This is a genomic window from Pontibacter sp. CAU 1760, assembly GCF_054482735.1.
The window spans coordinates 33,949-54,341 of record NZ_JBTLRL010000002.1; the positions used below are offsets into that span (position 1 = coordinate 33,949).

Here is a 20,393-nt window from a genome sequence, read left to right on the forward strand (position 1 = left end):
CGGTAAATCAACCGTTTAGCGCATTACTGTGTTTTGGCACACCGCTTGTTCAGGAACAAATGCGCTACGTAACAAATCGTTCTTTGCTGTGGCTACGCTGCTTGCGCTTATGGCGCGAAAATTATAAGAAAAAGCAACTTTAGGGATGCCTTAAGTGTTTTTTTAATAAAGGTGATTTAGAATATAACCTTTTCATTAAATAGCAGTATAGAAATAGAGGAATTGATTAATACTTTAAGTTGTTGCATGCATGTTGCAATAGTTCGTATTAATACGTACATTTGAATCGGAATTGACTGTAGACCAATTGAGTCTGCATATAAATAAAATATTAAGTTTGTTTTCATAGCTTGGAAAGGCACCCTGCACTGTGGGGTGTTTTTTTATTTTATAGGGTTTTGCCCATTTTTCGTTCGTCCCTTAAATAGTGTTTATCCGTTGTTAAACACTCCCTCCAACCCAAGCCAGGGGCCATACTCAAAATAGCAAGGTACTGCTATCACCAAAACCATCAATTTGATGTTGTATACGAAAGCTTGGCCTTGCACAGAAAACACCTTGCAAGGCCCTGAAAAGTAAGTGAAAGAAGTTAAGGAGGGGCAATGTTTACTTAGGTGCGATCCAGCCTTCCGGATTCAGGTTTTGCTGGTTTTTCCATACCTGGAATTGTAACTCTGTTGTGCCGTTACCATCTGTATAGATCGTACCGATCGTATCTTTCAACTTCACTGTCTGGCCTGGCTTCACGTTCACCGTCCGCAGCTTGGCGTAAACGGTAAAGTAATCGCCGTGCTGCACCATCACAATGTTATTCATGCCGGGCACCGAAGCCACCGTTAGCACGGTACCTTCAAAAATAGCGCGAGCATTGGTTCCCTGAGCCGTCTGGATATCAATGCCATGGTTTTCAACTACTACCCCTTTCAGCACCGGGTGGTTATGGCGGCCAAACTTCTGAGACACAAATCCCCGCTCAACTGGCCAGGACAAACGCCCTTTGTTGCCTGAGAAAGAAGAAGAAATCAACGCTAGTTCCGGGGTAAGCGTCACTTTGCCGGCACTGCCACTCGACGCTTTACCGGCCTCCCTTGCGGCACGGGCAGCCCGCGCAATTTCCTCCCGCACAATGTCAGCAATCAGTCTGTCCAATTTTCGGACAGACTCCTGGCGTGCGGCAACTTCTTTTTTCAGGTCCGTCTCCTGTTTACTCAGGCGGGTTATCACGCTGTCTTGCTGTTGCCGAAGGGTATGAAGGTTCTGGCTCTCGGCTACCTGCTTGCTCAGCAGGCTCTGCTTCTGCCTTCTCTTAGATTCGAGTACGGCCAGTTGGCCGGATAGCGCGGTTTGCACCTTGTTGATTTGCTCTGCCTGCTTTTCACGGGCATCGGTATACTGCTGCAGGTAGCGGAGGCGCCGCACCAGCTGGTTAAAGGAGTCGGAGGCAAAAAGGAACATGAGCTTGTTGTAGCTGTTTGCCGTTTTAGAGGCCGCATACACCATTACCGCGTATTCTTCTTTCAGCTGTTTCAGGTCGTTCTGCAGTGAGCTTACCATACCCTCTGTTTCCTTCACATCAGACTCGATGTAGTTGATCTCGCGTGAGATGTTTGTAATAACGCCCTTTTGAACCGTTATTTTTTCCTTGATCGCATTTAACTGGCCAATAGAGGCTTCTTTCTGCTCCTTGGTCTGCTTTAGGATGCGATTGGCTTCTTTTATGCGGCTGAGGTTTTCTTTTTTCTCTCGCTCAAGTTGCGCCTTGCTCTTTTTTTTCTGGGCTTGGGTAGCCAGGGGGAGGCACAGCAGCAGTATAAAAAAAGCGAATCTGTAAAGGGCGTTCATCACAAGGGTGGTTCTTCAACTCTGAATTTACAAATATGGCAAATCTATAAGTGAAGAACCAACGGCCTCAAAGATTTAATTCAGTGCGAGGCGTTTATAATCGGTTGGCACGCTGAACGGAAATGAAAGCTTTTCATCAGAAACCGCAAGGCGGCTGTGGCTGAGGTTAAAGTCCGATACCTGGCCTTTCTGAAGCACCTGCGCAGCCAGCGCATGGGCAAAAGCCACCTGGCCTACATTACTGAAGTCGTTATACTTCACTGTGATGGTGTTGCCTGTATGGGTATCTTTTACCTGCAACTGCTGCAATTTGCTGTTAAGTCGCCCGATAAAATAATCGAAGCTCAGATGCTGGCGTTGCTGCTGCACATGTTGCAGGTCGCCCTCAGTCATGGTTTTCTCTGTGCCTTGTGCCTGGTAATTGCCTAACAAAATAGCTTGTAGCAAATCAAAGCTCACATCCACCTGCAGCTTGTTACGCAGGAAGCTATAGTCTGCCGCCACATACTCCTTCTGCAGCCGGTTTACCATAAAAACCGAGTCCTGTGTCAGCATCATGCGAGCGGCCTCAATACCAAGGCCCGGCTGCACAGATACCCAGATCACGCTATCCTTCTTCATCCGGATAGAAACGCCGGAGGAGAGGTTGTCGTTGTTATCTTTTAAAGTGATCTGGCCTTTGGAGCTGAGGTAGTTAAAATCAAAGTTCTGCACGGCTACGGTGCCAATGTTTTCGGTGGTAGCGGAGGCAGTAGTGGGCACAGCCTCTTTTTTGCAGCCTGCCAGCATAAAAAGCCCTAGCAGGCAAAGCAAAAGGGATTTACTCATAAAGTTTCTTGTCTTTGATCTTCTTGTCGATGTAGGCGGAGGCTTCACCCTTTAGCTTGGCTTTTTGCCACTGGCTCACGGCCTCTTCTTTCTTGCCTAGCTTAAAGAGCACATCGCCATAATGCTCTACAATAGTGGCATCGTCTGATATAGCTACGGCCTGCTCCAGATACTTTCGTGCCTCGGTATAGTTGCCGTTTTTATACAGCACCCAGGCATACGTATCCAGGTAAGTGGGGTTGGTGGGATGCAGCTTCACCAAATGCTCCGCCATTTTAATGGCTTTGTCCAGCTTCTCGTTGCGCAACGACAGGAAATAGCTGTAATTGTTAAGCACATGCTCATTGTCCTTATCGTGTGCCAGTACCGCTTCATAGGCCTCATCAGACTTGGCGTGGGCCTTCATCGAGTTATACCCATCGCCCAACTGCATGTTAAACTGTGCAAGCAGCTCCGGCTCGCCCGCTGACAAGCGCTTGCCGTGCTCCAGTGACTTCACGGCTTTTTCAAAACTCTTCGTGATCAGGTGGCCGGTGCCATTGTAAAACCAGAACACTGCCTGGTTCGGGAATAGCTCCAGAGCCTGCTCCGAGTGTGCCACCATGGCCTCAGCTTCTGATAGCTCGGCATCCAAGAGCACAATCTGCTGCCAGATCTTAAAATGGGAATCATCAAACTTTACAGCTTGTATATAATTGTCACGTGCGTTCGCCTTTTTCCCGACAATGGTTTGCAAGTCGCCGGCCACGGCGTAGGCCTTTGCCTCTTTAGGGTGTGTGTTGATGGTTAGGTCGGCCAGGTCCAATGCCACACCTTCAATATCGGGGTTTGGCAATTGCCGGATAAAATCCACCAGAATACGCACTTTCGTATCGATGTCCAGTTCCGGACTTGAAAAAGCTGTTTTTACTTCTTCTTCGGCTGCCTGTTTGTTACCCTTCTGGCGGTTCAGGTCAGAGAGCATCAGGTGTGCGAAGGGGTTGTTGGGCTCCAAATGAAGTGCTTTGTCCAGCACTGAAATCGCCTCATCGGGCCGCTTAGAAGCGTTCAGGAGCTCTGCCTGCGCCAGGAAATAACGTACCTCTGTGGGGTTAGCAGCCAATAGCTTTCTGCCTTCCTGAATGGCTTTCTCCAGGTTTTTCTGGCGAAGGTATATTTGCTGGCGGTTCACGAGCAACTGCTCCATCTCGCCAAACTTCTTTTCAATGCGCTCATACGTTTTCAGCGCATCTTCAAAGCGTGACTGGGAGAGGTATAAATCAGCCAGGTTGAAAAGGTATTCCTCAGAGTTGGGGACGTTGCGCAACAGGTCATTAAAAGCCTGGGCAGCTTCATCGTACTGTTGTTGGCCTGTATGCAGCTGCGCTACTAAAAGGTAGTAATAGGGGTTCTGCTTATCGAGCAGCACAGCAGCCTTGGCGAAGGGCATGGCGGCAGCGGCGTTCTTCTGCTGCAGGTATGTCTCCCCGATCTTATAGTTAAGTGCTGCGTTGTTGGGGGTGATGGTATAGGCTTTTTGAAAAAGCTGGAGGGCTTGTTGATAGTCCTCCAGCATAAAATATTTCATTCCATCCAGAAACAAAGCCTCGCTCACCTGCCTGTCGCGCTCCGATGGCTGCTGTTGCTCAGCAGTGGGGGCAGCCAGGGCTTCTGTGGGCAAAGCGGATTTTGCTTTTCTCTTTTTTGAAGATTGAGCGTTGCCATCACTAGCCGCTATAAAGGACAGGCAGCAGGTGGCTAGTATAAAGTTTCTGAATGTGGTCATGGTCTACTCTGTAAGCGTGTTGAAGTCGCCGAGGCTGAGGTCAGACTGGCGGCCTTCAAACACAACAAAGTTGCCCATCATTGAGTTTGTTACATTCCCGTTTTTTAGGGAAGTGTCTTGCTGAATAATTGAATTGCTTACCACAGAGTTGTACACATTGGTGTTGTTTCCGATAGAAACGTGCGGTCCGATCACAGAGTTAGTGATGCGTGCGTTCTCGCCAATGTACACCGGGGGTATAACAACCGTATTCTCCAGTTGCGCCGATGCGGCCACCAGGCCTTCCTCGTCTTTTATATACTCTAAATAGCGCTGATTAGTATAAACAGTTGCGTTTTTATTTCCGCAGTCCAGCCACTCAGAGATCACGGCAGGTATAAAGGTGGTGCCTTTGTTCTTCATGTTCTCCAGGGCATTGGTCAGTTGGAACTCCCCTTTGTCCTTGATGTCGTTGTCGAGCAGGTACTGCAGTTCGCTGCGCAGGTACTCGCCGTCGCGGAAGTAGTAAATACCGATAATGGCCAGGTCCGACACAAAGTGCTCCGGCTTTTCCACAAAGTCAGTAATCTCGTTCTTCTCGTTCAGTTTAATGACGCCGAACGGACGCGGGTCTTCTACGCGTTGTACCCAGATAGTGCCATCAGCGTCCGTGTCGAGTTGGAAGTCGGCTTTAAACAGCGTGTCGGCAAACGCCACCACTACTTTGCCCTTCAAGGCCTCTTGTGCGCATAGAATGGCATGGGCCGTACCGAGGGCTTCTTCCTGGTAAAAGATGCTGCCTTTGGCGCCAACGGCCTCGGCAATCTTTTTCAGATCCTGCTCCACTTTCTCTCCGAAGTGGCCGATAATGAACGCTACCTCCTCGATAGGCTCATGGCAAACTTTAGCGATGTCTTCTACTAAGCGCTGCACAATCGGCTTTCCGGCAATCGGGATAAGCGGTTTCGGTACTGTTAGCGTGTGAGGGCGCATACGCTTGCCCATACCGGCCATAGGTATGATTATTCTCATAGTTTTATACTGATTTTAAATTACACTACAGCAAGGTTGGCTGCTGTAGCTATGGTTTATCTATTTAACTCAAAATATAGTCGGGGCTAGTGCTCGGGCAATGCTCCTATGCTTAGTTCGTGCCGGTGCTGCCATAGCCGCCCGCGCCGCGCACAGTATCCGTGAGCGCCTCCGCTTCCTGCCATGCCACACGCTCGTAACGGGCCACCACCATTTGGGCAATCCGCTCGCCGTCCTCTACTGCGAACTCCTGGTCTGAGAGGTTCACCAACAGTACCTTTATTTCTCCGCGATAGTCTGCGTCTATGGTGCCAGGGCTGTTCACGATCGAGATGCCGTGCTTGTAAGCCAACCCGCTGCGTGGGCGGATCTGTGCTTCGTGGCCCTCCGGCAGGGCAATATACAAGCCTGTCGGGATCAAGGCGCGCTGCAGTGGTTTCAACGTAACTGGCGTTTCTAGGTTTGCCCGCAGGTCCATACCGGCTGAGTGGTCTGTTTGATAAGCCGGGAGATCGTGCTTCGACTTGTTAATAACACTTACGGGAAGTTCGTTTTTGTGCATTATCTTCTAATATAATAATTAATTTTTAAGAAAGCTAAGGCGTTCGCGCAGCAGAACCACAATTCCGAAAGCAAGGCAAATGCCCAGGTGGTATAAATGCCGCGCCCAGTAATTCGCTATTTCCACCTCAAGTGCCAGCCACACCAACACGACGGCGAACAGGATATACCCCAGTATTGTCTTCACGGGGTAGGGAATCGGGTAGTGCCGATCGCCTAGCAGGTAGCTGGCCAGGGCCATAATGAAATAGCAAACCAAGGTAGCTATAGCCGAGCCCATGTACCCTAGCACGGGTATGAGCAGCAGGTTGAAAATGATCGTGATCGCTGCGCCGCCGAAGCTGATATACGTGCCGTACTTTGTCTTGTCCGTTAGCTTAAACCATACCGACAGGTTGTAGTAGACCCCTAAAAACAGGTTTGCAAGCAAGAGCACCGGTACCACCATAATCCCCTCGCGGTAAGAAGCGCTTCGGAGTAAAAGGGCAAAGTCCTCTAAATTCACCGAGATGAACACGAATATGAAGGCACAGGCTATGACAAACCACTTCATGATCTGGGCAAATGTGCGCGGGGAGTTCTTGTCCTCAGCCTGAGAGAAGAAGAAAGGTTCAGCCGCATACCGAAACGCCTGGATCGCCAGCGTCATGAAAATAGAGAGCTTGTAGCAGGCACTGTAAATACCCACCGCGGCCATGTTGCTGTGGTTTGGGTAAAAGCTTTCAGGTAACCATTCCTCCAGTAAAATTCTGTCTATTACCTCATTCACCATACCTGCAAGCCCCATAAAAAGCAGCGGGTAAGCATATACAAGCATTGGCTGGAGCAACTCTTTGTTCAGCTCAAACCGGAACAAAGAGACTTCTTTCCAAAGCATAGGGATTAGCAGTGCATTCGCAACCAAGTTGATCAGGAAGATGTAGCCGATACCGAAGTTTGGGTTATAGATGTGTAGAACCAGCGGCCTGAGTTGCTGTAAGTAATCGCCCTGGTATACATCGTGGCACAATACCAGGAAGAACATGTTGGCCCCAACTGTAAACAGGATATTCGAAAGCTTGATAGCGGCAAATTTAACAGCTTTATTCTGTAGGCGTAACCAGGCAAAAGGAATGGCTACAATGGCATCCACGGCTAAAATAATGGCGAGCCATACGACATAGGGCTTGTATGCCATACTGCCCAAGTGTGCTGCGATAGACCCCGAAAATAAGATGAGTATGCCAGAGAACACAGCGCTGGAGCAGATGATAATGCTCATTACCTGCCTGTAAAGCGCTTGCCTGTTAGCGCCCTCTTTGTTTGCAAACCTGAAGAATGCCGTCTCCATCCCGTAGGTGTACAGGATATTGAAGAATGCAACGAAGGCGTACAAATACGAGACTACCCCATATTCCTCTGGGAGGAACACGGCAGTATAAAGTGGTACAAGCAGGTAATTGAGAGCCCTGCCTACGATGCTACTTAAACCATAGGCCGCAGTTTGCCCTACCAATTTCTTGGCTATACTCATGGCATCTGTTTGAGAAACAAGAAAGAAGTTTTGGGCTTAATTGCCTTTGAAGTTAGGCTTCCGCTTCTCTAAAAAGGCGTTGGTGCCTTCTACAAAGTCTTCGGAGGAGCAGCAGCGGGCAAAGGCGTTCGCCTCGGTCTGATAGCCATTTTCGTCTTTGTTATACACGGCGTTCACGCCTTCAATCACCAGGCCAATGGCAAGCGGGGCTTTGCTCATAATTTTCTGCAGCATCTCGATGCAGAAAGGCATCAGGGCATCGGGCGCTACCACGTGGTTTGCCAGGCCAAGGTCACGGGCCTCTGTCGCCGAGATCAGGTCGGCGGTCATCATCAGTTCCATCGCTTTGCCCTTGCCAATCAGTTGGGTCAGGCGCTGCGTACCGCCGTAGCCTGGTATAAGGCCCAGGTTTACCTCTGGTTGCCCAAAACGTGCGTTCTCCGCGGCAATGCGTATGTGGCAGGCCATGGCTAACTCGCATCCGCCGCCAAGCGCAAAACCGTTCACGGCCGCGATAACGGGCTTGTTGCAACGCTCAATCATGCTGAACACCTCCTGGCCGCGCTCCGAGAAGCTGCGGGCCGTTACTTCGCTCAGTTCTGTTATCTCTGCTATGTCGGCTCCGGCTACAAATGCCTTCGGCCCGGCCCCCGTAATGATTACGCCTTTGATGGCATTGTCGTCATACACTTGTTGCATGGCTTGGCGTATCTCCTGAATCGTCTCGACGTTCAGGGCGTTCAGCTTGTCTGCACGGTTAATGGTTACGGTTAGTATGCCGTTCTCCTCTTGCAGTAGCAGGTTATTGAATGTAGCCATAGGTTAGTAAAATCCGGTTAAAACCAATTTTTTTCTTTTGCAAATATAGCGATTTCCTTCATTCCCTAAAGTATGATTGGGTGCTAAGCCACCGGGACGGCGCCAATAGGGTTGGGCAAAGTCGGCCATTATGGCTAAGTTTGTGCCTCATTATCCATTAGATACCTAACCAAACTATGGGATTTTTCTCTGAGTTCAAGAAATTCGCAGTCAAAGGGAACGTCATTGACCTGGCTGTTGGTGTAGTGATTGGCGCTGCTTTTGGCGGCATCACAAAGTCTCTTGTCGATGACGTCATTATGCCGCCCCTGGGCCTCTTGGTGAGTAATGTCAACTTCTCCCGGCTGCACTTGGTGCTGCGCCAGGCAGTGGTAGAAGGCGGCGAGGTAATAGAGCCCGCTGTCACGCTTAACTACGGTAATTTTATACAGGCAGTCTTCAATTTCCTGATTATTGCCTTTGCTATTTTCCTGCTGGTGCGCACCATCAACCGCGTGCGTGAGAAAGAGGCAGCCAAGCCTGCACCTGCCGTAAACAAGCAGGAAGTACTACTGGGTGAAATCCGCGACCTGCTGAAAGGCCAGGATGGCACGACCAATGCTGCCGCCGACAATAAAATTGTTTAACCGAGTCTACTGTTGATGTTTTCATTCTTTACTAGAGCGCTTCTTTTTGTTTTTATTCTTGTTAGTGGCTTTACCTCTTTGGCAGTAGCGCAGGCCCCTGCTCCGGACACCACCAAAGTCTGGGACCTTGGCGGCGTCGGGACCGTTAACTTTAGCCAGGTAAGTCTGAGTAACTGGGCGGCAGGTGGGCGCAACTCGCTTTCGGTGCTGGGCATTGTGGGCCTGTTTGCCAATTACGAGCAGGGCCACAACACCTGGAACAACTCCCTGGACCTGACGTATGGCTTTGTGAAAGTGGAAGGGAGGCGCGTGCAGAAAAGTGACGACAAGTTGGAGATGAACCTCAAGTACGGACACCGGGCCTCAGAGAAGTGGTTTTATACGGGGCAGTTCAACCTGAAAACGCAGCTCACGCCTACTTATACCATTACCCGCGACACACTGGTGTCCGGTTTTTTTGCGCCGGCCTATATGCTTACCTCCATTGGTATGGATTACAAGCCCAATAAAAAGCTATCCGTCTTTCTCTCGCCTTTCACGGGCAAGTTCACGGTGGTGCAAAGCCAGTTTCTTGCTGACCAAGGCGCTTTTGGTGTGAAGCGCGCTGAGACGGACATCGAAGGCAACCTTATCCCGGGCACAGGCGAACACTTTCGCAAAGAGTTTGGTGGGTATGTCAACATCCGCTACAGAAACGAGGTGATGAAGAATGTTATCCTGCAAACCAAACTGGACCTATTCAGCAACTACCTGCGCAACCCGCAGAACGTAGACGTGGCTTTGGAGAACCTTGTGAACTTTAAGGTGAACAAATTTATCTCCGCCTCCCTTTTTGTGCACATGATCTATGACGATGACGTAAAGGTGAACGTGGACCGAAACGACGATGGCATGGTGGACGGGCGCGGCCCGAGGCTACAGATGAAGCAGACTTTGGGCATCGGGCTTTCCTATAATTTTGAATAAAAGAACTAAAGGAACTAGGCTTTGTGTTATGAAAGCGCACAATTTTACCTAGATTTATCCCGTTGTTCCAGTAAGACACGATTCATACTTTATGAGAAAACTGACTTTCCTAACACTGTTTATAGTAGCAACCGCCCTTATTGGCACCGATGCATTTGCGCAAACATCCCAGAGCAGCACCCTCTCTACCAAAGATGAGTATTGGGGCACCTCCAAGGTGGAGAAAGCCACTGCCGTCGATGCCGTTAGCCGTAGGGGCGAAGGCCTTGACACGCGCTTCAATGCCTACGAAACCAGTAAGCGCAACAAGACCTTTGATAAAAAGCGCATCGCTAACAGCAAGCGCATGAAAGCCATCCTGAAGAAAGAAGAGAAAATGATGAAAAAGCATAAGCGTGACAAACGCCGTTTGCGCCGCTCCAGGTTGTAAGGCTTTTCATCCTGCTGTATAAGTATTAATGAAGTGCCTGCTGCAGTAATGTAGCAGGCACTTTTTATTTGGGGGGTATAAGGCCCTCTTTCAAAGTTAATCAGGTCAGCTTTATGCCTAACCTGCTGCATCCAGACCGTTAACCCTAAGGGAGCGGTATAGCCTAAAGGCAGAACTTTTGTCTGAAACGGAGGCCTTCCTTAGGCTACCCATTAAGCAAAAGGCCCCGACTGCCTAAGCAATCGGGGCCTTTTATATACTCCGTGTAGCGGTGTGCTCTTTACAGCGTACGCTTCACCTCTTTTTCTATGTAAGCTTCGATGATATCGCCTTCCTGAATGTCGTTGTAATTCTTGAGACTGATACCACACTCAAAGCCTTGTCTTACTTCGGCTACATCGTCCTTGAATCGCTTCAGGGCCAGGATCTCGCCGTCGTGTACCACAATACCGTCGCGCACCAGTCTTACCTTGGCGTTACGCTGGATGCTGCCATCTGTAATCATACAGCCGGCAATGGTACCCACTTTCGTGATTTTGAACACGTCGCGTACCTCAGCGTTACCCGTGATCTCCTCTTTCAGGGTAGGGGCCAACATACCTTCCATAGCGTCTTTCACCTCGTTGATGGCATCGTAGATGATAGAGTACAGGCGCACGTCGATCTGCTCCTGCTCTGCCAGTTTGCGTGCATTCTGCGAAGGACGAACCTGGAAACCGATGATGATCGCATCAGAAGCTGAGGCCAGCAATACGTCTGATTCTGAGATGGCACCCACACCTTTGTTGATGATGCTTACCTGAACCTCAGGCGTAGACAGTTTCAACAGGGAGTCAGAAAGTGCTTCTACCGAACCATCCACGTCACCTTTCACAATTACGTTCAGTTCCTTAAATGTACCGATGGCCAATCGACGACCGATCTCATCCAGGGTGATGTGCTTACGGGTACGTAAGTTCTGTTCGCGCTGTACCTGCGAGCGGTTTGTGGCGATTTCACGCGCCTCACGCTCAGATTCCATTACCAGGAACTTATCGCCGGCCTGTGGTGCTCCGTCCAGACCAAGCAACTGCACTGGTGTAGACGGGCCTGCCTCTTTCATTTTCTTACCGCGGTGGTCAGTCATGGCCTTCACCCTACCGTAGTGGGATCCTGCCAGTACTACATCACCTATCTGCAGTTTACCAGTCTGTACCAGTACGGTCGCTACATAACCACGGCCTTTGTCAAGCGATGCTTCAATAACGGTACCTATGGCTGCACGCTCTGGGTTGGCTTTCAATTCAAGTAGTTCAGCCTCCAGCAATACCTTCTCCAACAGGTCCGGAATACCGGCGCCTGTTTTGGCAGAAACTTCCTGCGCCTGGTATTTACCACCCCATTCTTCTACCAGAATGTTCATCTGGGCAAGCTCTTCCCTTACTTTGTCCGGGTTAGCGCCTGGCTTGTCTATTTTGTTCAGCGCGATGATGATTGGTACACCGGCAGCCTGTGCGTGGTTGATGGCTTCCTTGGTCTGTGGCATCACAGAGTCATCAGCCGCAACCACAATGATAACAACGTCTGTTACCTTGGCACCACGGGCACGCATGGCTGTAAAGGCCTCGTGACCAGGTGTATCGAGGAACGTAACGTTGCGGCCGCTCTCTGTTTTTACCTTATAGGCACCAATGTGCTGCGTGATACCACCGGCCTCACCGGCTGTCACGTTGGCACTTCTGATGTAGTCGAGCAGTGAGGTCTTACCGTGGTCAACGTGTCCCATGATCGTTACGATCGGAGCGCGTTCCGCCAGGTCTTCCTCGTTCTCTTCGGTAATATCCTCAAGTGCCTGCTCGTCCTCTGAAGTGATAAAGTCAACCTCGTAGCCGAACTCGTCTGCAATAATGGTGATGGCTTCCGCATCAAGGCGCTGGTTGATCGAAACGAACATACCGAGCTGCATACACACCTTGATAACGTCGTTCACGGTCACATCCATCAGCGAGGCTAAGTCGTTAGCGGATACGAATTCCGTTACGCGCAGTGTCTTAGACTCTGCCTGCTCCGCCATGCGGCGCTCTTCCGTTGCATCGGCAATAGCAGAACGCTTCTCACGACGGTACTTAGCCCTGTTTCCACCGCTGCCTTTTCCACCGCTCAGCTTGGCAAGTGTTGCCTTGATCTGCTCCTGGATTTCCTTATCTGTAACCTCCGTCTTTACTGGTTTACCACCTGGGGCATTGGTACGCTGCGGGCCTCTGCCGCCGCCGCCACCTGGCCTCGGCGGACGCTGTCCTCCTCCAGCTGCCCGGTGCTGCGAAGGCACGATAGGGCGCTGGTTACCTTGGCCCGGGCCTTGGCCCTGCTGAGTAGTACCGGCACCCTCAGTGCCAACAATAATACGCTTGCGTTTTTTCTTCTTGCCTTTCTTGTCGTCTGACGAGGCTACTGGCTTGGAGCCTTTTCTACGCGACTCTGTTGGCAATTCAATTTTGCCAAGCACAGTAAGACCTTTTAACTGGTCTGCTCTTCCTGAAATCGTTTCTATATTCTCTTTATTTTCTGTGTTACTGTCTGCTTCAGGCTTGGCCGGTTGCTGTGGCGCCGCTTCTGCTGCAGGTGCTTTTGGTGCCTCGGCAGCTGGTTTCTCAACGGCTGGGGCAGGTGCTGTTTTTACTGGTGCTTCTGGCTCAGTTGGCTTGGCAGGAGCCTCAGGAGCTTTCGCAGGTGTAGGTTCAACCGGCTTTTCTGGAGCCGGCGCTTTCGGAGCCTCCGCTGCCGGGGCAGCGGGTTTTGGTTGCTCAGCCTTCGGTTGCTCGGGTGCCGGGGCTTCTTCTTTCGGTTTCGGAGTTTCAGCTACCGGAGCCTTCTCCGCTGGCTTTTCTGGTGCCGGTGCTTCCGGGGCCTTTGGCGCTTCAGCGGCTGGAGCTGCGGGTGCTTCCGGAGCGGCTTTCTTAGGTATAGGCCGGCCTTTGGCATCCAACTCAATTTTACCTAGCACCGTGATGCCCGGTAATTTAGAGGCCGGTTCTTCCGCAGGTGCCTCAGGCTTGTGAGCAGAGGCATTCTTGATCAGAATTTCCTCTTCCGGCTCGCTCGACTTCTTTTGCTCCTGTGCAGGATGCTTGTCCGAGTCAATTACCTGGTTGCTCTGCGGCTTCTTGCCAATGTGTATCTCTTCTGCTTCCTGCTTATCCTGGATAGAAGAAGCGTACTCTTTAGCCAGCATACCGAACTGCTCTGCCGTGATCTTGGTAGTGGGTTTGTTTTCCACGTCAAAACCTTTAGCAGAGAGGTACTCTACAATGGTAGAGGTACCAATGTTTAATGTAGTCGCAACCTGTTTGAGCCTCCTTGTTTTTTCTTCTGCCATTTTGTTCTAATATGCTGTCTATTGATTCTATCTTATTTATGAATTATAGTTGCTTTCGAAGGGATAGATGCTTCGCAGCATTTAATTCTTCAAAAATAACGGAGCCGGGCGCAACTCACAACTATTAATTTTCTTCTTCCTCTTCCTCCTCAAGCTCCTCACGCAGAACGGAGAACACATCATTGATGGTTTCCTCCTCCAGTTCGGTGCGGCGCAGCAGGTCTTCTTTGCTGATGGCCAAAACGCTCTTCGCTGTATCCAAACCGATGCGTCGCAACTCTGCAATCACCCAATCCTCGATCTCATCCGTGAATTCCTCCAGGCTGATATCCTCTTCATAGGACTCAGATTCACGGAACACGTCGATCTCAAGGCCAACCAGGCGGCTGGCAAGTTTGATGTTCTGCCCGCCCTTACCGATGGCCAGGGATACCTGGTCTGGCTTCAGGAAAACAGACACCCGGCCGTTCTCATTGTCTATCTTCATGCTGCTGATCTTAGCCGGGCTAAGGGCACGCTGAATATAGAGCTCCAGGTTCTCGGTATAATTGATGACGTCGATGTTCTCGTTTTCCAGCTCGCGCACGATGCTGTGGATACGCGAACCTTTCATGCCTACGCAAGCGCCAACCGGGTCAATACGGTCATCAAACGACTCTACGGCTACTTTGGCGCGTTCGCCGGGCTCACGCACAATTTTTTTGATAGCGATCAGGCCGTCATATATCTCCGGCACTTCGTTCTCGAACAAACGCTCTAGGAATGCAGGGGAGGTGCGCGACAGGATGATCTTCGGGTTTCCGTTCACGATCTCCACGCGCTGTACCACGGCACGCACCACATCGCCTTTGCGGTAGCGGTCCTTCGGGATCTGCTCCACCTTCGGGATCAGCAGCTCGTTTTCCTCCTGGTCAAGCAGCAGTACCTCGCGGTTCCATACCTGGTATACCTCGCCCGAGATGATCTCACCCACCTGGTCTTTGTACTTCTGGAACACCAGTTCTTTCTCCATGTCCTTGATGCGCTGGATCAGGGTCTGGCGGGCTGTCAGCACGGCACGGCGTCCGAAATCCTCCAGCTTCACTTCCTCTGATACTTCCTCTCCTACCTCAAAGTCAGGCTCTATCTTGCGGGCATCCGTCAGGCTGATTTTATCATGGTCCCAGATGTCCTCAGAGTTGTCGTCCACGATCTCGCGGTTGCGCCAAATTTCCAAGTCACCCTTCTCCACGTTAAGAATGATGTCAAAGTTCTCGTCGGTACCCCACTTTTTGCGAATCATGGTGCGGAATACATCCTCCAGGATGCGCATCATGGTCGGGCGGTCAATGTTCTTGAATTTCGCAAATTCCGAGAACGACTCGATCAGGACTGAACTGTTCATTATTTTATCATTTAAAAGATATTACAACATTTGCTTTCACAATCTCCCCGTAAGGTATTTGCACAGGCACATACGTTGCCTTCTTGCCTTTTTTCTTAATTTCCTCGAGCATGCTTAAGCCTGCTTCGGTTACCTCCTCTAATTTACCGGTTTTTTCGGTGCCGTCCTGCAGTTTTACTTTCAGGCTGCGGCCAACGTTGCGCTTAAATTGCTGCGGCTGCGTGAGCGGGAAGTCCAGGCCTGGCGAGCTTACCTCCAGCACGTAGCTGAACTCCTCCCCAAACTCCTCCTCAATCCGCTTGTTGATGCGGCGGCTGATGGTGGCGCACTGGTCAATGGTAATGCCCTGCTCCCCGTCTGCCAGCACCGTGATCTTCGGCCGAACCGGCGTATCCGACACAGCCACGTCCACTATAAACAGGTCTGGGTCTGGAAAGCTGTCTTCCGCCATCCGCCGTATAATTGTTGCAGTAAGTGCCATAGCAAACTTTAAGAAATAAAGAAGGGGACTCCGTGTCCCCTCATCTCCTTGGAAATAATGGCACAAATTTACGACAAAATCCTAAGATAAACAACAAGGGGCGCTGCCATACCCTTTATTAAATTATCGTAATCCTTTAATAGAAAGATGCGAAGGGGCCTGGATATTGCGAAAGGAAGCCGTAAAATTGCCTGATTGTGCAACATTATAGGGGGAGGCAATAGTTCGGAAGCTGGCGCTTTGCCCACAGGCCCGATGCAGGCGGGCGAGGGTACCCGGCAATATATTCTCTGTATTGCCATGAGTTTGATAAGGGGTTAATTCGTAAGTTTGCTTTTGTGGCAGGTACCTTCAAGAAATTCCGTAGGCGTATGTGGTTGGGGTTCAACATCGGAGTGGTGTTTTGGATCCTTGCGGGTGTATTGTGCCTGCAGGTACCCCCGCAAGCGTTCTGGCCGGCTGGCTTCGTGGCGTTTTCGCTGCCGGCGGCACTAGTCCTGAACTTTCTGTTCCTCCTGTACTGGATGCTGCGCCGTTCGTGGCTGCTGGTGCTGCCGCTGGCAGTGCTAGTGCTGGCCTGGGGGTACTATGCCCGCCTGCTATCCATTAACTTTGCGGAGGACGTGCCGGAGGGGGCCAAAACGCTGCAAGTGCTCAGCTTCAACACCCATATGTTCAACCTTTACAGCGACGACGGACAGGAGCGGGTAAGTTCAGTGGAAATGGCCGATTGGATTGCTACGCACCCCGCCGATGTGTACTGCCTGCAGGAGTTTTACAGCAAGCGCGGCTCCGACCGCTACAACACCATCAGCCGCATAGGGGTGCGTTACGACAAGAACCGGTATTTCTCGGTGGCGCGTTCAAGCCGGAAGGATGGCGACGTCGGGATTGCGATTTTCTCACGCTTCCCGATCCTCAACAAAGGCGACATTAATTTCAGCAACCGCTCCAGCGCCAACCGCGTGATATGGGCGGACCTGCAAATGGGCAACGACACCATCCGGGTGTATGCGTCTCACCTGCAGTCGATGAGCATCAAGACTGAGGACATTGAGGATACGTACTCTGCCATCTCAAACAAAGACAGCTTCGAGAGCCGGGGGCGCAACCTGGCCAGGCGCCTGCGCAGCGGTTTTGTGGCCCGGGGCAAGCAAGTGGAGGTGCTACTGGAGCATGTGCGGGAATCGCCATACCGGTCTATCGTCTGCGGCGATTTCAACGACATCCCCTTTAGCTATACCTATAACGAGTTGGCCAAAGAGCTGGATAATTCCTTTGTGAAAGCCGGCTCCGGGGTAGGGGCGACGTATAACGGACCGCTTCCGTTTCTGCGCATCGACAACCAGTTTTATACTAATGGCCTGCGCGCGATAGAGTTCCAGACCCACCACGAGATGAGCCTGTCAGACCATTTTCCGATCTCGGCCCGTTACGTAGTAGAGCCGCGCAACCAGAAAGCCCGTTAGGAGATAGAAGGCAATATTTTTAGTTTTGAACCGAAGTTCCCGGCCATAACGGGGCAATATAAATACAAACGTGCAACACCCGCGGGTGTGCATACCCAGATTGAACATGCAACAGAAACTGAACCTATACAATACGCTAACGCGAAAGAAAGAAGTGTTTGAGCCGCTGCACGCCCCCATGGTGGGGATGTATGTTTGCGGGCCAACCGTGTACGGCGAGCCGCACCTGGGCCATGCCCGCAGTGCCGTAACTTACGATGTGCTTTACCGCTTCCTGAAAAACCAGGGGTATAAAGTGCGCTATGTCCGGAATGTGACGGATGTGGGTCACCTGGAAAACGATGCGGACGAAGGGGAGGACAAGATCGAGAAAAGAGCTAAGCTGGAACACCTGGAGCCGATGGAAGTGGTGCAGCACTATACCAACATATACCACGAAGAGCTGCGCAAGCTAAATGTGCTGCCACCAGATATTGAGCCGCGCGCCTCGGGCCACATCATAGAGCAGATCGAGATGATCCAGGAGATTCTGGCGAATGGGCTGGCTTACGAGGTGAACGGGTCAGTGTATTTTGATGTGCCCGCCTATAACAGAGAACATAACTACGGCAAGCTGTCGGGCCGCAACATCGACGACCTGCTCAGCAACACCCGCGACACAGAAGGGCAGGGCGAGAAGCGTTCACCCGTGGATTTCGCGCTCTGGAAAAAGGCTTCCCCGTCGCACATCATGCGCTGGCCATCGCCTTGGGGAGACGGCTTTCCGGGGTGGCACCTGGAGTGCTCGGCCATGAGCCGCAAGTACTTAGGCACAACCTTTGATATACACGGAGGCGGGCTGGACCTGATGTTCCCGCACCATGAGTGCGAGATCGCGCAGAGCCAGGCGAGCAACAGCCATACTGACGCGGCACGCTACTGGATCCATAACAACATGATCACGGTGAACGGGCAGAAAATGGGCAAGTCGCTGGGGAATTTTATTAACCTGAGCGAGCTGTTTGGTGGCAACCACGCCACGCTGGAGCAGGCTTATACCCCCATGACGGTGCGCTTCTTTATTTTGCAGGCGCACTACCGCAGCACCCTCGACTTCAGCAACGAGGCTTTGCAGGCAGCCCGAAAGGGGTATACCAAGCTGATGAACGGCCTGAACATCCTGAAGAAGCTGAAGTACCCTCAAGAGGTGGGAGAACCGGATACTAAACTGAATGAGGAGCTGCTGAAACTAACCGAGGATTGCTACCGCGGCTTGTACGATGACCTGAACACGGCCCGCACCATTGCCTCGCTGTTTAATCTGCTAAAGAAGATCAACAGCCTGAACCTGGGGCAGATCAAGCTGGAGCAGTTGACCAGAGGCACTTTCGATACCCTGCGTGAAACCTACCAGGAGCTTGTGCTGGATGTGCTGGGGCTGAAAGAGGAGGCGCTCGGCGACACAGAGGAGATGCTGGAACTGGTGCTGCAGTTTTATAAAGAGGCCAAAGAGGCCAAGCATTACGACAAGGTGGATGTGATTAGAGGGGAACTGAAAAAGCAGGGCATCGTGATCAAAGACCTGAAAACAGGAATTGACTGGGCTTATGAAGAATAAACTGACTATGTGGGCATTGCTATTGTGCGGCTCCCTGGCGCTTGCCAGCTGCGACTCGGCCGAGAAAAGCAGTGTGCAGCAGGAACAAAAGGAGGAGCAGGTGAAGATGGAACAGGCCCCCGCTTTTAACGCCGACACAGCCTATGCCCTACTGGCAAAGCAGGTGGCGTTCGGACCGCGGGTACCGAATACCGCCGCCCACTATGCCACCGGCGAGTGGATTGTAGCCAAGCTGAAGGAGTATGGAGCCGACGTGAAAGAGCAGAAGTTTCAGATGCAGGCTTATAACGGCGAAATGCTGAACCTGCGCAACGTCATCGCGTCTTATAACCCCGGTGCTGCCAACCGCGTGCTGCTAGCCGCCCACTGGGATACCCGCCCATTGGCCGACAAAGATGAAAAGGAACCGGATACGCCCATTGAAGGGGCCAACGACGGAGCGAGCGGCGTAGCGATACTCCTGGAGATCGCCAGAACGATACACAAGGCACAGCAAAAGCCCGACGTTGGCGTGGACCTGATCTTTTTTGACGGGGAGGATTATGGCCAGCCAGACAACAGCGGCATGCCTTATAAGGAGGACACCTGGTGCCTGGGCTCGCAATACTGGAGCAGGAACAAGCACGTGCCGAACTACCGCGCCAACTTTGGTATACTAGTGGACATGGCAGGCGCCGAGAATGCCCGTTTTGCCCGCGAAGGGCACTCCATGCAGTTTGCCCGTGAGATTGTGAACAAGGTATGGAAGACGGCCAACAAAATCGGTTACTCTGACTACTTTAAATACGTGAACGCTCCGGCCATCATCGACGACCATTACTATGTCAACAGGCTCGGCAATATCCGTATGATCGACATCATCGAGTATAACATGGACAACCCCGATGATTATTTCGGGCCATACCACCATCGCCATACCGATAACATGGATATTATCAGCAAAAACACGCTGAAGGCTGTAGGCCAAACGGTGCTGCAAGTGGTGTATAATGAGTAGACGGAGCAAATCTGTTTATAGCAAAAAAGAAGGGGATCACAGGTAGTATGTGGTCCCCTTCTTTTTTACTATTGGATGATGTTGTCCTGTACCATCTGCTTGATGGTTACTTCTGCAAAGCTTTCTGAGAAGGTCTCTAGGGTAGCAGGGTCATAAGACTTGGACTGGGCCGACCAGACTAAGTTTTCGGTGTCTGCCTTGTAGAGGTTCGACTCCAGGAAGTATATTTTGTCTTTGGTGTAGTAGCCTGGCTGGTATAAAGTGGGAGAGTAGTAGCCATAGTAGCCCCGGAAAGTATTGTACCAGCCGAATCGGGTGAGGGGGGTATACCCTACACCGCCCGGCACATAGCGGGTTTCGGTTTCCTCATCTACCACCGCCACTGTCAGGATGCCATCATACCCATCCCCCTGTATGCGCTGCAGCATCTTGTCCGGGTCCGGGCTCTGTTCACTGTCCACGGTTGGCGGAAACAGGTCGATGCTTTTAGTGGCTTTTATTCCCTGCATGCGTAACTGGTTCTGAAGCTTGGCCTCTATTGTTTCCCGTACCAGCAGGTCGTCAGACATGGCGGCCACCACAATGTTGGTGTAGTTTTGCGGCGATGCCTGGGGGCTTTTCCAGGAGTTGATGACCTGCGTAGGAGCTGCACAGCCAGACAATCCTGCTGCGCCGGCAAGCAGCCAAAAAAGACACGATATGACTTTGATGGAGGTTACGGTTGCGTTTGATTTCATAGGTAGGTAGTT

General features: G+C 51.3%; 17 protein-coding genes. 6 read left to right on the top strand and 11 right to left on the bottom strand.

Going from position 1 to position 20,393, the window contains the following annotated elements; all coding sequences use genetic code 11:
* Positions 1 to 606: 606 nt before the first annotated feature.
* The 7 genes from ACXYMU_RS02730 to ACXYMU_RS02760 all read right to left on the bottom strand — a co-directional run bounded on the left by ACXYMU_RS02730 (position 607) and on the right by ACXYMU_RS02760 (position 8,339).
* Positions 607 to 1,842 (bottom strand): murein hydrolase activator EnvC family protein, encoded by a 1,236-nt coding sequence (locus ACXYMU_RS02730; protein WP_458985222.1) that lies wholly within the window; start codon positions 1,840 to 1,842, stop codon positions 607 to 609.
* A gap of 75 nt (positions 1,843 to 1,917) precedes the next feature.
* The gene (locus tag ACXYMU_RS02735) at positions 1,918 to 2,670 is read right to left on the bottom strand and encodes a DUF4292 domain-containing protein (RefSeq protein ID WP_458984816.1); all 753 of its coding nucleotides are present in this window, start codon (positions 2,668 to 2,670) and stop codon (positions 1,918 to 1,920) included.
* The gene (locus ACXYMU_RS02740) at positions 2,663 to 4,435 is read right to left on the bottom strand and encodes a tetratricopeptide repeat protein (RefSeq protein WP_458984817.1); all 1,773 of its coding nucleotides are present in this window, start codon (positions 4,433 to 4,435) and stop codon (positions 2,663 to 2,665) included. Before ACXYMU_RS02740 ends, ACXYMU_RS02735 begins: the two co-directional genes overlap by 8 nt.
* A 3-nt stretch (positions 4,436 to 4,438) precedes the next feature.
* The gene (locus ACXYMU_RS02745) at positions 4,439 to 5,446 is read right to left on the bottom strand and encodes a sugar phosphate nucleotidyltransferase (RefSeq protein ID WP_458984818.1); all 1,008 of its coding nucleotides are present in this window, start codon (positions 5,444 to 5,446) and stop codon (positions 4,439 to 4,441) included.
* Between the two features lie 112 nt (positions 5,447 to 5,558).
* Positions 5,559 to 6,008, bottom strand: coding sequence for a dUTP diphosphatase (dut, locus tag ACXYMU_RS02750; protein WP_458984819.1), 450 nt, complete (start codon positions 6,006 to 6,008; stop codon positions 5,559 to 5,561).
* 18 nt (positions 6,009 to 6,026) lie between these two features.
* Positions 6,027 to 7,520, bottom strand: coding sequence for a lipopolysaccharide biosynthesis protein (locus ACXYMU_RS02755; protein WP_458984820.1), 1,494 nt, complete (start codon positions 7,518 to 7,520; stop codon positions 6,027 to 6,029).
* A gap of 36 nt (positions 7,521 to 7,556) precedes the next feature.
* Entirely contained in the window at positions 7,557 to 8,339 is a 783-nt protein-coding gene (locus tag ACXYMU_RS02760; RefSeq protein WP_458984821.1) for an enoyl-CoA hydratase/isomerase family protein, read from the bottom strand.
* A 176-nt stretch (positions 8,340 to 8,515) separates the two neighbouring features.
* On the opposite strand from ACXYMU_RS02760, the gene mscL reads away from it, so the two are divergent.
* From mscL to ACXYMU_RS02775, 3 genes are all read left to right on the top strand, one after another.
* Complete coding sequence (gene mscL / locus ACXYMU_RS02765; protein ID WP_458984822.1) at positions 8,516 to 8,965, top strand: large-conductance mechanosensitive channel protein MscL; 450 nt, start codon at positions 8,516 to 8,518, stop codon at positions 8,963 to 8,965.
* 78 nt (positions 8,966 to 9,043) lie between these two features.
* Positions 9,044 to 9,931: a DUF3078 domain-containing protein gene (locus ACXYMU_RS02770; protein ID WP_458984823.1), complete on the top strand. Its 888-nt coding sequence runs from the start codon at positions 9,044 to 9,046 to the stop codon at positions 9,929 to 9,931.
* A gap of 91 nt (positions 9,932 to 10,022) precedes the next feature.
* The gene (locus ACXYMU_RS02775) at positions 10,023 to 10,361 is read left to right on the top strand and encodes a hypothetical protein (RefSeq protein WP_458984824.1); all 339 of its coding nucleotides are present in this window, start codon (positions 10,023 to 10,025) and stop codon (positions 10,359 to 10,361) included.
* Positions 10,362 to 10,641: 280 nt separating this feature from the next.
* Here ACXYMU_RS02775 and infB read toward each other — a convergent pair whose 3' ends face one another.
* The 3 genes from infB to ACXYMU_RS02790 form a co-directional block, all read right to left on the bottom strand.
* Complete coding sequence (gene infB / locus ACXYMU_RS02780) at positions 10,642 to 13,716, bottom strand: translation initiation factor IF-2 (RefSeq protein WP_458984825.1); 3,075 nt, start codon at positions 13,714 to 13,716, stop codon at positions 10,642 to 10,644.
* Positions 13,717 to 13,840: 124 nt separating this feature from the next.
* Positions 13,841 to 15,100, bottom strand: a complete 1,260-nt coding sequence (nusA, locus tag ACXYMU_RS02785) for a transcription termination factor NusA (RefSeq protein ID WP_458984826.1) — start codon at positions 15,098 to 15,100, stop codon at positions 13,841 to 13,843.
* Positions 15,101 to 15,107: 7 nt separating this feature from the next.
* Positions 15,108 to 15,581, bottom strand: coding sequence for a ribosome maturation factor RimP (locus ACXYMU_RS02790; protein ID WP_458984827.1), 474 nt, complete (start codon positions 15,579 to 15,581; stop codon positions 15,108 to 15,110).
* A gap of 371 nt (positions 15,582 to 15,952) precedes the next feature.
* On the opposite strand from ACXYMU_RS02790, the gene ACXYMU_RS02795 reads away from it, so the two are divergent.
* From ACXYMU_RS02795 to ACXYMU_RS02805, 3 genes are all read left to right on the top strand, one after another.
* On the top strand, positions 15,953 to 17,050 hold the full coding sequence (locus ACXYMU_RS02795; protein ID WP_458984828.1) for an endonuclease/exonuclease/phosphatase family protein: 1,098 nt from the start codon (positions 15,953 to 15,955) through the stop codon (positions 17,048 to 17,050).
* A 106-nt stretch (positions 17,051 to 17,156) separates the two neighbouring features.
* Positions 17,157 to 18,647, top strand: coding sequence for a cysteine--tRNA ligase (gene cysS, locus ACXYMU_RS02800; protein WP_458984829.1), 1,491 nt, complete (start codon positions 17,157 to 17,159; stop codon positions 18,645 to 18,647).
* A complete protein-coding gene (locus tag ACXYMU_RS02805) occupies positions 18,637 to 19,644 on the top strand; it encodes a M28 family peptidase (RefSeq protein ID WP_458984830.1) in 1,008 nt (335 codons plus the stop codon). The genes cysS and ACXYMU_RS02805 overlap by 11 nt, the downstream gene beginning before the upstream one ends.
* A gap of 68 nt (positions 19,645 to 19,712) precedes the next feature.
* Here the strand turns inward: ACXYMU_RS02805 and ACXYMU_RS02810 are convergent, their stop codons facing one another.
* Positions 19,713 to 20,381 (bottom strand): YajG family lipoprotein, encoded by a 669-nt coding sequence (locus ACXYMU_RS02810; RefSeq protein WP_458984831.1) that lies wholly within the window; start codon positions 20,379 to 20,381, stop codon positions 19,713 to 19,715.
* Positions 20,382 to 20,393: the final 12 nt, after the last annotated feature.